This window comes from Dickeya undicola, from assembly GCF_000784735.1.
GTDB lineage: Bacteria > Pseudomonadota > Gammaproteobacteria > Enterobacterales > Enterobacteriaceae > Dickeya > Dickeya undicola.
The window spans coordinates 1-15,820 of sequence record NZ_JSYG01000033.1 but is presented as its reverse complement, the minus strand read 5'-3'; the positions used below and the strand labels follow the sequence as shown (position 1 = coordinate 15,820).

At 55.2% G+C, this 15,820-nt stretch carries 10 protein-coding genes; 7 read left to right on the top strand and 3 right to left on the bottom strand.

Annotated features, from left to right (window positions below; genetic code table 11):
• Positions 1-169 precede the first annotated feature (169 nt).
• A complete protein-coding gene (locus OB87_RS15370; protein WP_033570293.1) occupies positions 170-994 on the top strand; it encodes a hypothetical protein in 825 nt (274 codons plus the stop codon).
• A 48-nt stretch (positions 995-1,042) separates the two neighbouring features.
• Here OB87_RS15370 and OB87_RS15365 read toward each other — a convergent pair whose 3' ends face one another.
• Positions 1,043-2,152 carry an SDR family oxidoreductase gene (locus OB87_RS15365; RefSeq protein ID WP_033570292.1) on the bottom strand — a complete coding sequence of 370 codons (1,110 nt, stop codon included), beginning with the start codon at positions 2,150-2,152 and terminating at the stop codon, positions 1,043-1,045.
• Between the two features lie 371 nt (positions 2,153-2,523).
• On the bottom strand, positions 2,524-3,309 hold the full coding sequence (locus OB87_RS15360) for a MipA/OmpV family protein (RefSeq protein ID WP_033570291.1): 786 nt from the start codon (positions 3,307-3,309) through the stop codon (positions 2,524-2,526).
• A 139-nt stretch (positions 3,310-3,448) separates the two neighbouring features.
• On the opposite strand from OB87_RS15360, the gene OB87_RS15355 reads away from it, so the two are divergent.
• The 4 genes from OB87_RS15355 (at position 3,449) to OB87_RS15340 (ending at position 9,670) form a co-directional block, all read left to right on the top strand.
• Positions 3,449-4,144 (top strand): response regulator, encoded by a 696-nt coding sequence (locus tag OB87_RS15355; RefSeq protein ID WP_033570290.1) that lies wholly within the window; start codon positions 3,449-3,451, stop codon positions 4,142-4,144.
• Positions 4,141-5,310 (top strand): sensor histidine kinase, encoded by a 1,170-nt coding sequence (locus OB87_RS15350; protein WP_033570289.1) that lies wholly within the window; start codon positions 4,141-4,143, stop codon positions 5,308-5,310. The genes OB87_RS15355 and OB87_RS15350 overlap by 4 nt, the downstream gene beginning before the upstream one ends.
• A gap of 131 nt (positions 5,311-5,441) precedes the next feature.
• Positions 5,442-6,584, top strand: coding sequence for an efflux RND transporter periplasmic adaptor subunit (locus OB87_RS15345; RefSeq protein WP_081977404.1), 1,143 nt, complete (start codon positions 5,442-5,444; stop codon positions 6,582-6,584).
• Positions 6,584-9,670: an efflux RND transporter permease subunit gene (locus OB87_RS15340; protein ID WP_033570288.1), complete on the top strand. Its 3,087-nt coding sequence runs from the start codon at positions 6,584-6,586 to the stop codon at positions 9,668-9,670. Before OB87_RS15345 ends, OB87_RS15340 begins: the two co-directional genes overlap by 1 nt.
• A 40-nt stretch (positions 9,671-9,710) precedes the next feature.
• On the opposite strand, the gene OB87_RS15335 is transcribed toward OB87_RS15340, so the two are convergent.
• Entirely contained in the window at positions 9,711-10,958 is a 1,248-nt protein-coding gene (locus OB87_RS15335; protein ID WP_033570287.1) for a conjugal transfer protein TraF, read from the bottom strand.
• 783 nt (positions 10,959-11,741) lie between these two features.
• Here OB87_RS15335 and OB87_RS15330 point away from each other — a divergent pair.
• Together OB87_RS15330 and OB87_RS15325 are read left to right on the top strand one after the other, a co-directional pair.
• On the top strand, positions 11,742-12,137 hold the full coding sequence (locus tag OB87_RS15330; protein ID WP_033570286.1) for a winged helix-turn-helix transcriptional regulator: 396 nt from the start codon (positions 11,742-11,744) through the stop codon (positions 12,135-12,137).
• Between the two features lie 340 nt (positions 12,138-12,477).
• Positions 12,478-15,820, top strand: a 3,343-nt coding sequence (locus OB87_RS15325) for an Ig-like domain-containing protein (RefSeq protein ID WP_161783621.1), incomplete at its 3' end; no start/stop codon positions are given.

The following is a 15,820-nucleotide window of genomic DNA, read 5'->3' as shown; positions in this document are numbered from 1 at the left end:
GAGGGGGGAGACACCGACTGCAAACGCCTTGACAGTCAATCTGCCGCTCGCATAGGGTGGAAACAGCAGACGTGGTGGGCGGGAGAAATCCGTCCAGTCGATGCCTGTGGTGGTTCTACACACAGTCTGACGTATCCGGTAACGAGAATAATAAACAAGGTGCTGCAACATGAGTCTGACGACGTATCTTGGCAAACAGGTGCTGGGGGTACTGGCCTGTTACCAACAAGGAAAGGTGGTAATTCATATCTGTGGTGTTTATCCACGCGCCGATAACAGCCTGCGGGTGTTTTTCCCCAAGGGGCATGATCTGGCGGTGGGTGATTTGGCGACGGTGCATCTTGATAATCGCACCGGTGTTGATGAGTTTGACGCCAATATTTCGGTGTACCGTGCCTCCTATAAAGGGCGCGTGGTCAGCGTGGATGACGACTGGGTGATTCTGGCACCGCGTGAGTGCCAGCTATTACATGGTTTTACGCCGGTGGTGGATATTCGCGAGCCAGGCTATCTGTTCCCGACCGATCTCCGGCCGGAGCGACCGGTGCCGTTTACCTCGATGACGACGTTGCCGGATACCGAACGTAAAGACTTTACCAATAAAGTCGGTGTGTTAGTCACGATGGCGGAAGAACAGCCGCACACCACGGTGCTGGCATTCCTTTCCTCGGTGGAAGACGATATTTTCCTGATTACCTTCCCGGAAACGTTTAAATCCAAACTGCTCAAACGTAACCCGCACTGCTTTTTCGCCATGGATGAACGTTCGCACTACACCTTTGAACGTTCAATCGAATGGAACTACACCCTGATTGAAGGCGATGCCTACCTGATCGACCCGGCAACGTCACTGTTTGAGGATGTTCGCCACGCGTTTATCAATAAGAACCCGTGGGAAATGGCGTTTTTCCTGCGGCCCAATCTGGAAATGTACCATATCAAAAGCAGGCAATTAGTTTGCCCTGGCTCACGCCAGTCTATCGGCGATGCGTGAAATAATACGGTCTGAACATATCGACGGACGCCCTGTAAATGCAGGGCGTTATTTGAAGTCCACCGTCATCAGTTCAGGCACGCTAAACTGACGGGTGGTTTCAACGCATTTACCTACATACTCGGTAAAGCGCGGCGGGGTTTTCATACCCAGTTGCAGTAACTTGCGGTTGCTGAACTTGACGTTCAATTGGGCGAATGAACCGTATAAACGCATGGCTCGCAGCATCAGGCGTTCATTGCAGGGGCCGTACAACGCGCTGAAGCTGCTGCGCAGTTTGATCAGGTCAGGGTAACTCACCTGACGGTAGGCTTCTCCCATCGGTGGGCGTGAGGCGGCCTGCGCCATTGCCATGTCGACTTCGCTGAAACTCACGCTGGAGGCTTCGCCAGCAGAAATATGGTAGATATCGTCAACGGCCTGCTCAGCGTGCAGCAGCATCAGGATCGCTTCGGCGCAGAAATCCACCGGAATAACATCGATTTTATCGTCAAGCGAGCACATGAATTTCTGGAGTTTCATCGCCATCTCAAACACCCAGTAGATACTGCTGGATGGCTTACAGCCCAGACGGGAATGGCCGACGATGATCGACGGGCGCACAATCAGCAGCGGCATAGCCGGGCAGTGCTCGCGCATCAGGTTTTCGATGGTGGCTTTGGACAGGGTGTATTCAACGATGTGTGATTTTTCCGTATCCAGCAGGTTGGACTCCTCTACCACTTCGTCCTGATCCGGTACGCAGGACATCGCGGTGCCGATCTGAATGAATTTTTGCAGCGATTTCACCTGGCTCATCCGTTTGGCAAAAGCCAACGTGCCTTCCACATTCACTTTCCAGATCAGCGGATTATTGCCAAAAGAAGCAATTGCAGCACTGTTGATAACATGAGTAATGCTATCCAGCGCCGGATGTTGAAGAAAAGATTCGGGCTCGGCCAAATCGCCGATAATAATATTCTCTTCTGTTAAGCGAGATAATGACGATTCCGAAATATCAAATTTACGCAAGTTATTTAGGATTCGTTTAAGTCCGCTCTGTTTATTTTCGGCTCTGACCAGCATAAACATATTTTCAATTTGCTTGTCCTGTAGCGCTTTTTCCATCACAGCACCGCCCAGGAAGCCTGTGGCCCCGGTGATGAGTATTGTTTTCATGATGTTAAGACCATTTTTATGTAAAGAGGGAGGTACTGTCTGAATCGCGCTCAGACACAGCGGCGGTATTCTATTTCAGTGGGTTTTAAGATTTCAATTTCCCGGCAGGCTTTTCTTATCTTGTTGTCACTTCGTTTAGCTTTTTGTGCTTAATTAATAAATTCAGTCATGATTAATATAACTATAGATGTATTAAACAATCATGTGATGAATTATTAAATTTAATGTGAGTATCAATATAAGGGTGCGTCAACATTGCTGGTCAATGTTTTCGGTTAGCAATGGCAGAAGGTGGAGAGAAGACGATAACACAGTAGCCTGTCGCCGCCGGAATGTAACAGGCACAGATACCGGAGACGACAGAGGCTGGATTAGAACGTATAGCTGACGGCAAACGTCCCTTCGCCCTGCTCGGCGCGAAAAACAATGGGGCTGTTTGAGGCTTTATCGTTCAGGTGGGTATAGCTGCCGCTGAGCGTGGTAGTCCAGTGCGGATCAAACTGATGGCTCCAGAACAGCGAGATGGACTGACCGTACAGACCACTTCCGGCCTGATAGGTGCGGTAGCCGGAGTTCTGGCTTTGCTGCTGGTTGACGCCATAAAACAGGTTGTTATAGCGCGCATCACCAAATAGCAGCGTCCCCTGAGTACCTAGCGTATCCGATTTATCCTGGAACAGGATGGCAGTGAGCGATGTCTGGTATTGCACGCCCTGGCTGTCGGTCAGCGGCAGAATTGCCTTCGCTTCTACCGACAGTTGATCGGTAAATTGCCAACCCATCGCCACGGCGGTATTCAGCACGCCATCAATGTTGCCCATCCCGCGTAATTTGTCAGAACCTGCGCGGAAAGAGGATTTCTTGTCGGTACGTCCAGGGGCGTAGCCCAGCGTGTGCTCAAGATAAAACTGGCCGAACTGCAAGTCATAACCTGCGCCTTTGGCGGTGTCGAAAAAGAAGGCACCCTGACGAGCCTGAATCACTGGCAGCAGATCTGTGCGGCGTTCATCCGAGCCGCTGTAGCGCGGCGCATTGTGGACTGCAAGACCAAGGGTCACGCCATCCTGCTGACCGGGCGCGGCATCGTCGGCCCAACTGACGTTGCTACTGGCGAAGAAAAAAGTAGCTATATAAAAGGGAATATGTCGCACTATCATCCTGACTGACTCCTTAAACGGGTAAATGTGTTGCCTGTAACAGGTGTTTTCGTGCATCCCTGTACGAGAGCTGGTTAGTATACGCATCAGCGTCAATGTACCGTCAGCAAATCATGAAGAAATTATCAAGAGAACCACGATGAGTCCGAAACGCATTCTGATAATCGAAGATGACACGGATGCTGCCAGCGTGCTGGAAGCTTACCTGAAACGTGACAACTTTCAGGTTTTGCTGGCAGGAGATGGGGTGAGTGGGTTGGATATGGCCCAGCGCCTGAAACCGGATCTGATCTTGCTGGATGTGATGCTGCCGGGAATGAATGGCACCGAAGTACTGGCCGCTCTGCGTCGCAAAAGCGATGTACCGGTGATCATGGTCACTGCGATGGGGGACGATACCGATAAGATCGGGGCGCTGCGTTACGGTGCGGACGATTACGTGACCAAACCCTACCATCCCGGCGAGGTGGTCGCGCGGGTGCAGGCGGTGTTACGGCGTACCAGCGGTGCGATGACGGCCGGACGTGTGTTGACCTTTGGTGCGCTGGAGGTCGATCAGGATGCGATGGTTGTTTCCGTGACCGATGTGCAAGGCCATCGCCAGCCGCTGGATTTAACTCCGACGGAGTTCAGCCTATTAGCGACGCTGCTGCGCGCACAGACCAGGGCGTTTTCCCGTCAGGAGTTGCTGGAGGCGTGCCTGCCGGACAGCGATGCACTGGAGCGGGTGGTGGATACCCATATTTATAACCTGCGCAAGAAGCTCGAAGCGGTCGGCATCGGTGGTGTACTGCTGACGGTCCGCGCGTTTGGCTACAGGTTCCGTCAGCCATGAAAAACATGCCTCCGCTGTCGCTATGGCGATGGCTCTGTATTCGCATTTTGTCGCTGGCGATTGGCTCGATAGTGCTAATCGCCACCTGTATGTGGCTGCGGTTTGCCATCTGGAATCTGTGGGTTATCCATCGAATGCCGGAAGCGGTGCGTCAGGAACTCACCACACTACAGCACAACCCTGCGCTGAATCGCACCCGTTACTACGAGATTTTGGACACCTGGTTCGGCCCTAAATCTTTCGACCTGTCCATTGCTTCTGAAGACTGGCTGATCCTTTGGGTGCTGGTGCTGGTTGCCATTCCGCTGATTGTGATGTTGGGGCTGTGGGCGGCACGACCGTTGTCGGTGCAGTTCAGCCAACTGGCGTTGTCTGCCCGTGCGGTGGCGCGCGGGCAGTTTACCACCCGCGCTCGTATGGTGCCGGGCGCACCGGCAGAGCTGACGCTGCTGACCCAAGACTTCAATGCCATGACGTCCCAACTGGAGCGTTATGAGCGTGAGTTACATGCCTCGCACGTGGCGATGGCGCACGAACTGCGCTCGCCGCTGACCGCCGCAATGGGGCGCTTGCAGGGGATGCTGGACGGTGTTTTTCCTCCTGACGAGCGGCAGTTACAGATGGTGATGAACCAGATGCTTAACCTCAACCGTCTGATTGAGGATCTGCATTTGTTGTCGATGGTGAGCGCCGGTCAGTTGGCTATCGATAACACCCGGTTGAACCCGGTAGAGCTGCTGCGCGACCGCATCGCCTGGTTAAAGCCGAATGCCGAAACCGCAGGGTTTAGCATCATCCTGCACGCTGACGAGGAAGGGTATTGCCTGGCGGACCCACTCCGGCTGGGGCAGGTATTCACCATCCTGATGGATAACGCGTTGCGCTACGCGGTAGAAGGCAAGGCGCAACACATTGACGTGGTACGGCGTGACAATCGTTGGTTGATCTGCTTTCGTGATTTCGGTCCCGGTGTAAGTGACGCCTTCCTGCCGCATATTTTCGAGCGCTTTTCCCGTGCCGATACTTCGCGGGCGCGTCATTCAGGCGGTAGCGGGCTGGGGTTGTCGATCGCGCTGGCGATTTGCGAGGTGCTGGGCGGTAGCCTGAGGGCGGAGAATCACCCAGAGGGCGGCATGTGTTTTCTGCTTGAACTACCGGCGGTGTGACCTCGTTGCGTTCATGGTGGCTGAGTGTGAATCAATTTTTCAGCGCTCTTGACCGTTTCTTGATGAAGCGTGGAAACAATCTGGAAATGTGTGCGGTGTAATAGTTACCAGTTGGTAACAGGAAGCCCATCATGACAAACACCGAGTCCACCCTTCGCGCCTTTCATCACTTCACCCATCATGGGGGAAACGTCATTTTTCGTCTCGGCGGGCTGGGGGTGCTGCTGTTGCTGGCAAGCCTATTGTCTGGCTGCGACAACACCAGCAGTGAACCGGCACCTGCGCCGCCGCGTCCGGTTCGCACCGTAACCGTCGCCCCGTCTGCCACGGGCGAAGTGCTGTCGCAGACTGGAGAGATCCGCCCGACCGAAGAAACCGCGTTGGGTTTTCGTCTTGACGGGCGGGTGATTTCGCGTGCGGTGGACGTAGGCGCTGTCGTCAAGGCTGGCGATGTGATCGCGACACTGGATGCGCGTGACAGTGAAAACCAGTTGCAGAGTGCGAAAGCGGACCTGGCCCGTGCGGTCGCCTCGGAACGGCTGGCAGAGCAGAACCTGAACCGGATGAAACTGCTCGCGCCCAATGGTGCCATTTCCCGTTCGCAATTGGATGAAGCGCAATCTAACTGGGCTTCAGCGGTTTCTGTGCGTGAAAGTGCGCAGGCCAGCGTCAAAAGCGCGCAGGATCGTCTGGGCTATACCCGCTTGTCTGCGCCGGTCGCCGGGGTCATTACCGCCGTTAGCGCGAACCCCGGTCAGGTGGTAAACGCGGGTCAGGAGGTCGTGCGGTTGGCGACCTTCACCGGCCGCGATGCGGTGTTTAATGTCTCTGAGCGTCTGATTACCAGCGGGTTGAAGGATCCGCTGGTGACGGTTTCATTGTTGTCCAACCCGGCTGTCAAAACACAAGGGCATGTGCGTGACGTCAGTCCGCTGGCCGATAGCGAAACGCGCACCTGGCGGGTGCGGGTTTCACTCGTCGAACCACCGCAGGAGATGGTGCTGGGCGCGACCGTACAAGGTGAAGTCACGTTGCCGGGGGGCAACGCCATTGAACTACCCGCATCGGCGTTAACTCGTCAGGGTGATCGCCCGGCGGTCTTTGTGGTCGACCCGCAAACGCAGACGCTGCGGTTGCAGCCGATTACGCTGCGTAATTACAGTGACTCGCAGATCGTGGTTGCGGATGGCTTGACCGTCGGCGACAAGGTGGTGACCGCTGGCGTCAGCAAGTTGCGAGCGGGCGAGAAGGTCGCGCTAACGGAGGGCCAGTAATGTCATCCGCATTCAAACAGAAGTGGAACTTCTCCGCCTGGGCGCTGGCTCATCAACAACTGGTAGCGTTTTTTATGCTGGTGATTGTGGCGGCGGGCGTCATGAGCTACGAACGTTTGCCACGTAACGAAGACCCGGCTTTTACCATCAAAACCGCGGTGGTGTCCGCCAGCTGGCCGGGGGCCACGGTGCAAGACACCGTTAGTTTTGTGACCGATGTGCTGGAAAAGAAACTACAAGAAATCCCCTACCTGGATTTTATCGAAAGCTACAGCAGGCCCGGTGAAGCGGTGATTTTCGTCAACCTGCGCGACAGTACGCCGCCGTCAGAGGTAAAGGGCATTTGGTACACCCTGCGCAAAAAAATGAAAGACATTACCCCCAGTCTGCCAGACGGGGTGAGCGAACCGGCGGTGAACGACGAGTTCGACGATACCTTCGGCACCATTTATGGCTTTACTGCCGACGGCTACTCACCGCGCGAGTTGCGTGACAAGGTGGATGACATCCGTACCGAACTGCTTACCACGCCGGATGTCGGTAAAATCGATGTGCTGGGCGCTCAGGAGGAGCAAATCGTGGTGGCGTTTTCTCCGCGGCAACTGGCCGGTATGGGGCTGGATTTGCAGCAGGTCACCGCGGCGCTACAGGCGCAGAATGCCGTTAGCCCGGCAGGCACCATCCGGACTGATAGTGACCAGGTGGCGTTACGCGTCAGTGGTGCGTTTGTTTCTGAAGAGAGCTTACGTCAGGTCACGCTGCGTATCGGTGGGCGTTTTATCCCGCTGACTGATATTGCTACCATTCACCGTCAGGTGGCGGAGCCCCCGACACCGACATTTCGGGTCAACGGTCAACCTGCCATCGGGCTGGCGATCTCGATGGCACCGACCGGCAACATGCTGGATTTCGGTCAGGCGTTGCGCAGTAAAATGGCGACGATTAGCGCATCGCTGCCGCACGGTATCGAGGTCGTCAACGTGGCGGACCAGTCATCGGTGGTGAAATCCTCGGTTAACGGTTTCGTCAAGGTGCTGCTGGAAGCGGTGGTGATTGTGCTGGCGGTGTCGTTCGTATCGTTGGGCAGCCGTGCCGGGCTGGTGGTGGCTGCGTCGATTCCGATTGTACTGGCGATGACGTTCACCGGCATGGAGATAGCCGGTATCGGTTTGCAGCGGATTTCGCTGGGCGCGTTGATCATCGCGCTCGGGCTGTTGGTGGACGACGCCATGATCACGGTAGAGGCGATGGTGTCCAGCCTGGAGAAGGGCGAAGCCCGCGAACAGGCCGCCACCCGCGCTTACGAAACTACTGCATTTCCGATGCTGACCGGCACGCTGGTGATGGTGGCTGGGTTTATTCCGGTGGGGTTTGCCGCTTCCAGCGCGGGTGAATACTGCTATTCGCTGTTCATTGTGGTGCTGATTTCGCTGCTCAGTTCGTGGGTGGTGGCGATTCTGTTTTCGCCGCTGATCGGCGTCTGGCTGCTGCCCAGGACCCTGAAATCTCATGACGCCCAGCCTGGCCGCCTGTCGCGGATGTATGACCGGTTATTGACGGCGGCGTTGCGCTATCGCGGCCGCACGCTGTTGCTGGCGGTGGCGCTGCTGGCGCTGGCGGTCGTGGCGGCCGGTCGGCTGGAGGGCGAGTTTTTCCCGGCGTCGGACCGACCGGAACTGTTGGTCAGCCTGACATTGCCGCGCAATGCCTCGCAAGAGGCCACTGAGCGTGAGGTCGTGCGGCTGGAGCAGTCGTTGAAAAACGATCCGGATCTGGATCATTACTCCACCTATATTGGGTCCGGCGCGGTGCGTTTCTATTTGCCGATGGATGTGCTGTTGCAGAATGAAAATATCGCGCAACTGGTGATGGTAGCGAAAGGATTAAAGGAACGCGATGCGCTGCGCGCCCGGCTGGAGAAACGTTTGCAACAGGACTTCGGCGACCTGGTGACCCGCGTATCGCCGCTGGAACTGGGGCCGCCGGTCGGCTGGCCGCTTAAGTACCGGGTAACCGGGCCGGATATCAATAAAGTGCGTGAGTACGCCACCGGACTGGCGACGCTGGTCGGCAATAACCCGGATGCGCGCGAAGTTAACCTGACCGCCGGTGAACCAGAGCGTGCTATTCGTGTTGATGTTAACCAGACCGAGGCGCGGGCGGTGGGTATCAGCTCGCAGGATGTCGCCAGCGCGTTGGCGACCATTTTCTCCGGTTCGGTGGTGACCAGTGTACGCGATCGCAACCGGATGGTGGGGGTGGTGGTGCGCGCCCGGGATGAGGAGCGCCAAAATCTGGATACCGTCGCCAGCCTGCAACTGCGCGCCGCTAACGGCCAGCAAGTGCCGCTGGGGCAAATCGCCTCTATCGGATACGGTGTAGACGAGCCGATCATCTGGCGTCGACAGCGCTTGCCGTTTATCACGGTACAAACTGACCTGGCACCGGGCGTGCGCGCCCAGACCTTATCGACAGCGCTGGCACCACAGGTGGCGGCTTATCAGGCGGCCTTGCCAATGGGGTATCACATTGAGGAAGGCGGCTCGGTGGCGGAGTCTAACAAAGGCAACAACTCGGTGTATCAGGTGTTGCCGGTGACATTGCTGGTGATGCTGATTTTGCTGATGGTGCAGTTACAACGCTTCTCTCGCATGATGCTGGCGTTGCTGATGGCACCGTTCGGGCTGATTGGCGTGGTGGCGGCGATGTTGCCGACGGGGACGCCGATGGGGTTTGTCGCCTTATTGGGGGTGATTGCACTGGCGGGAATGATCATTCGTAACGCGGTGATCCTGATTAGTGAAGTGGACACCAACACGGCGGCGGGTATGTCCGCCAGCGAGGCGATTATCCATGCGGCGCGTCACCGCTCCCGACCGATTCTGTTGACCGCGCTGGCGGCAATTCTAGGGATGATCCCGATTTCCCATCAGGTCTTTTGGGGGCCGATGGCCTACGCCATTATCGGCGGGTTGATCGTCGCTACGTTATTAACGCTGACGGTGTTGCCAGCAGCGATCAGCCTGGTAATGCAGTGGGAAACGCGCGATAAAACGCAGGGAGAGAACGGCGGGGCGAATCGATGAACGGTGCCCCGGCATCCGTGACGATGCCGGGGCAGCGAGATCAGAAGGTAAAGCTCAGTTTGGCTGCGGCACCGTAGGTGTGCTTGCTTTCAGTGCCGACCATGCCCGTCAGGTCGAGGTGTACGCCAAACGGCGACAGACCAAGACCGGCGGTGACCAGATTTCTGTCGCTGTCGCGCATATTGGCGCGATAACCGACGCGTAACTGCGCCCAGGACAATACGCGGTATTCTGCACCTACACCGGCGTACTGATTTTTCTTCTCTGAGTCAAAACCGCTGGCGGGCGTCAGGTCGATATCGGTAGCCAGCGTCAGCGCTTCTGTATTCCAGGCGGTGCCTGCGGTGACTTGTGGCCGAAGGTTGAAGGTTCTCTGTATACCCTGCACCTCTTTGGTGTCGATGCGACGGTTAATCAGGTTCTGCGCTACCAGCCCGGCGCTCCAGCGTGATGTCAGATCGGTACTGAATCCGAGATCCAGGTTGGCACCGGAACTGGATTTCTTGAACTCTGAATTGCGGAAATCGGACGTGCTGTAGTTATTGATCGAGGCAATATAGTTATAGGTGTCGATCCGTTGCAGTTTGGGGGTGATACCGACGGAAACCGGCTGACCAGCGATGCTGAACGATTTTGCCATCGCAACGCCGTATTCGGTCACCAGCGCGCCCACGCCTTCAGCCCGTGAGGTGAAATTGTTCAGGTCAGCCGATGTGGGAATGGTGGTGCCCGCCGCCACGCTATCCAGATACGCCAGGTCGCGGTCGGTCACCACGGCTTTGGCATTCGCCACGCCCCAGCCTTTGACCACGACGGCAAAAGGCAGTGTTTCGTTAGGAACCGCCACCACGGTCGCGGCGGCAGCATCGCCGTAAGCACGGTCGTCATTGATGCTGTGCAAATCACTTCTCAGTGACTGAAAGGAGGAAATACCTTGTTGTAATGCCAGTCGACGCAACAGCGGGTTAGTGATGCCGCTGCTGGCGTTCAGCAGGTCTTTGATGCTATCCCAACTGCTTTTGATGCGGTCGAATTTATCTTCCACTTTGTCGGGGTCAGACACCACCGCGCCTACCGAAGGCAGGATCAGGCTAACGTTATCACTGGGTTGTGCTTTGGTCAGCAGTGCTGGGTTGACTAACGCGGCGGAGCCGTAGTGTGATGAAGCAACCCCTGTTCCGCCCATGGCATCGTTCCTGGCATCTGACCAGGTTCCAGCGGCAAGTGTCACGGCAGGAGAAAATAGACCCGCTACCGTCATGGCGCGGACAAGTGATCTTTTATGCATACGAGCATCCTTTATCAACGAAGGTATTGAGGAAAAAATTCCTTTTTGCTGTGTGCTCGTAGTTTTTTTATATGTGTATACCCGTCATACTTCAAGTTGCAGGTGTGTTGGCTGCGCTCATTCACCCGAATCACTTACCTGAGTAAGCTCATCGGGATTCACTCACTTGCCGCCTTCCTGCAACTCGAATTATTTTGGGTATAAATTCGATAACTAAAATAAATAAAACGCGAGGACACCCTTATTCAGGCTGAGCAAAAACATACCTTGGTTGAAAGGAATGAATATCTCGCGTCAAACTAAAACTGCGTTTCGGCGTGTCTTGCGACAATAGTGGCACAGCCTAGCATTTTCATTTCTGGCGGCGATAGCCCTTTACCCGGTTTCAGGCATGTTTAGGCATAATGATTCCCTAGTGAATTGAATTTATTGGATTTATTGATTGAGTGAATAAAGGGGTTTAACTCGGCTTATTTGAGTGAATGAATTTCTTGAATTGCCGTGGGGCTTATGTCTATTTTTAAACCATAGCCCTCATTAGATAAAGTGAATATTCATTTTGCGGTGACCCGGATTCTTTCAATGTCTTTTCCCTCGATTGTATTCGGTGTCATTCAATCAACCGTATTCCATCAGATTATTTTATGCTATTGCAGCCTGCCGCTGCCTGATACGGCCGGAGAGACGGCGCACGAAAGCGATTGCTTATTTAAGGGAGCCTCCTTACCCTGAATGTTCAGGCACAATGTGATTCGGTAATCAGTGAGCGGCAAAGGGTAAGGTATGCGGACAATCGAAAAATTTCAGCGCGGCGACGTGCTGGCGGCAGCTTGCCCGTCACGTGGTGTGCTCCAGCACATCACCAGTCGTTGGGGTATCCTGATTCTTATTGTATTGGAATCGAAAACACTCCGTTTTAGTGAGCTGCGCCGCCTGATCAACGGTGTCAGCGAACGTATGCTGGCCCAGACCTTACAATGTCTGGAAGGTGATGGCCTGATAAACCGGGTGGCCTATGATGTGGTGCCACCGCACGTGGAATATAGCCTGACTCCGTTGGGGAAAGAGGCCGCAGAGAAGGTGCGGGTACTGGTTGACTGGATTGAAGGCAGTATGCCGCGCATTACTGAACACTGGCATGAGTCGGGGACGGCACGAGCGCAGAAAACGTCTGCCTGAAACGCGGCGGGAATCATGCCGGACTTTCGCTTTCACTGAGTATTTTTCACGTGTTAGTGAATGATCACAGCCTAATGATTTCTACCGGTTTTATTGTTGATAAAACCACAAAGTTGTGTTTAATTTTAAGTTAATGCTTACGCATTTTTTCTATTTTAGTGTTATCGATTTTTACACCAGGTATATACCCGTCATACTTCAAGTTGCAGGTGCGTTGTCCTGCAACTTGAAGTATTTAGGGTATAGATTTTTAGAATAACAGATTTTTGCCATGGACATCCTGCCGGTTGGCGTGGGGGCGGTTGCCTGTTTTTCAAACCTGTCAATATCGGTGATGCTTATGGCCCAGCAACGAACTCTATATAACGCGACCCGCATGGTGCTTGAGCGCCGTTTGATGTTTGATGCCGCAGCGGTTGCCACGGCGGATCTGGTTGCTAATGATCAGCCAGACAGCGCCAGCCATGACGGTAGCGCCGATTCAGCAGCGCAGGATCATACCAATACCGATTTAATTCAGGCAATTAGCCAAATCGAAACGCCGCCCGCCCGCGTCGAGGTTTTCTTTATTGACGGTGCGTTGCCAAATAAAGATGCGCTAGTTTCACAATTACCGGCTGGTGCTTCGGTTTATATTCTGGATAGTAATCAGGATGGGCTGAATCAGATTGCTGATATTCTTTCTAATTATAAAAACGTTGATGCAATTCATATTATTTCCCATGGTGATAGTGGCCAGATTGAATTGGGCAATGCATTAATCTCGGCGGGGAATATCGATAGTTATCAAACCATGTTGCAGCAAATTAATTTATCACTGAATAGTTCTGCTGATGTTTTAATTTATGGCTGTAATGTTGGGAATGATGCCGGGCAACAGTTATTGAACGCACTATCGTCGTCGCTGGATTCAGATGTGGCGGCGTCATCCGATATTACCGGTATTGACGGTAACTGGGTGCTGGAAAGCCATGTCGGCAGTATCGAAACCGAATCCATCAATCCGACAGGCTGGCATAGCAACCTGTTGTTGGGAATAAATACCGCGCCTACCGCCGTGGCTGATGTAGCACTGGTGAGCCAAAATAGCTCGACCATCATTAATGTGACCGCGAACGATATCGATTCGGAGGGGGATGCCGTCAAGGTCACCGGGGCCAGTGCGCTATTTGGCAAGGTGACGGTTAATGCTGATAGCACGCTGACTTATCAACCCAATGCCGGCTATTTCGGTGTGGATACCATCACTTATACCGTTGCTGACAGCAAGGGGCTGTCGGCGTTGCTGCCAGGTACGGTCGCTGTAACGGTCAATCGCTTGCCGACATTATCGTTGCCGGTGATCGTCAACCTGTTCAATGAAGATACGCCGATAGTCTTCGCCGATATTTTGGGCACCCAAATCAGTATCGGCGATCTGGATGGCAGCATCGCCAAAGTCTCATTGTCGGTGCCAATAGGTTCGCTGACGCTATCCCAGACTGCCAATCTGTCGCTTAGCCAGGGAGATGGCATTAACGACAGCAACATCACCATGCAGGGTAGCATTGTTGATATCAGGGCAGCGTTGAATGGCCTGATTTATACCCCGGATGCGGACTATAACGGCCCGGTGACTATCACTGTTGGGGCAACCGATACCTTGCTGGCGATACCGATTACCGTCTCGCTGCCAATTGGTATTGCGCCGGTGGCGGATATTGTCAGTGATTCCATTATCACCAACGTTAGCTCGCCAGTCAGCTTCAACGTCATGGCGAACGATACCTTTGAAAACATCAATGCGAGGGTGACGTCTTACAGCACGCCATCACACGGTACGGTGGTGATTGATAGCACCGGTAACGCGGTCTACACCCCCACTAGCGGTTATCTGGGCAACGACTCGTTTACGTATACCGTTACCAGTAATGGCACCACGGAAACTACTACGGTCACTATCCACATTAATACGCCACCCGTTGCCAATCCGGACACTGCCACCACGCCGGAGGATACGTCGGTGACGGTGAATGTGCTGGCGAACGATACCGATGCAGACTGTAATACCCTGACCGTGACGTCGGCCAGCGCCGGGCACGGCACGGTGGTGATCAACGCCAACGGCACGCTGACCTACACCCCGGCGGCGAACTACAACGGCAGCGACACCATTACCTATAAGATCAGTGATGGCCTGGGGGCCAGCGCGACGGGGACGGTGACCGTGACGGTTACGCCAGTCAATGACGCGCCAGTCGCCGCGAACGACACGGCCACCACGGCTGAAGACACGCCGGTGACGGTGAATGTGCTGGCGAACGACAGCGATGTGGACGGTGATACGCTGACGGTGACCGCCGCCAGCGCGGGGCACGGCACGGTGGTGATCAACGCCAATGGCACGCTGACTTACACCCCGGCCGCCAACTACAACGGTAGCGACACCATCAGCTACACCGTCAGCGACGGCCACGGTGGCACTGCGACCGCCAGCGTGGCGGTCACCATCACACCGGTGAACGATGCGCCAGTCGCCGCGAACGACACGGCCACCACGGCGGAAGACACGCCGGTGACGGTGAATGTGCTGGCGAACGACAGCGATGTGGACGGTAACCCGCTGACGGTGACCGCCGCCAGCGCCGGGCACGGCACGGTGGTGATCAACGCCAATGGCACGCTGACTTACACCCCGGCCGCCAACTACAACGGTAGCGACACTATCAGCTACACCGTCAGCGACGGCCACGGCGGCACCGCGACCGCCAGCGTGGCGGTCACTATCACACCGGTGAACGATGCGCCAGTCGCCGCGAACGACACGGCCACGACGGCTGAAGACACGCCGGTCACCGTCAATGTGCTGGCGAACGACAGTGATGTGGACGGTGATACGCTGACGGTGACCTCGGCCAGCGCCGGGCACGGCACGGTGGTGATCAACGCCAATGGCACGATGACCTACACCCCCAACGCTAACTTTAATGGCACCGATACCGTGACCTACACCGTCAGCGACGGGGTGGGTGGGGTAGCAACCGGCTCATTGACTGTCACGGTGACGGCCGTGAATGACGCACCTGTGGCTGGAACGGATACGGCTGCTACCAGTCAAAACATACCAGTCACGGTCAATGTGTTGAACAATGACAGTGATGTGGATGGCGATACGCTGACGGTGACAGCCGCCAGTGCTGATCACGGCACAGTGGTGATCAACCCGGATGGCACCCTGACCTATACGCCTGATACGAATTACAGCGGTACTGATACGGTGACTTATACCGTCAGTGATGGTGTCGGCGGTACTGCCCTGGGGACGCTAACGGTGACCATTTCATCGGTGAGTAGTGCTCCTTCGGCAAATCCTGATAGCGCAAATACATTGGAAGACACACCGGTGACGGTGGATGTATTGGCGAATGATACCAATGCAAGCGGCCCGCCCTTGACTCTACAGAGTGCTGTCGCAGGTAACGGTGTTGTCTCCATCAACGCCGATGGCACGCTGACCTACACCCCGAATGCCAACTTTAACGGCACCGACACGGTGACCTACACCGTCAGTAATAGCCAGGGAGGATTGGCTACAGGAACGTTGACCATCACTGTCACTGCGGTAAACGATGCCCCGGTGACGGGCAACGACAGCGCCACCACTGACGAAGACACGCCGGTGACCGTCAATGTGCTGGCGAATG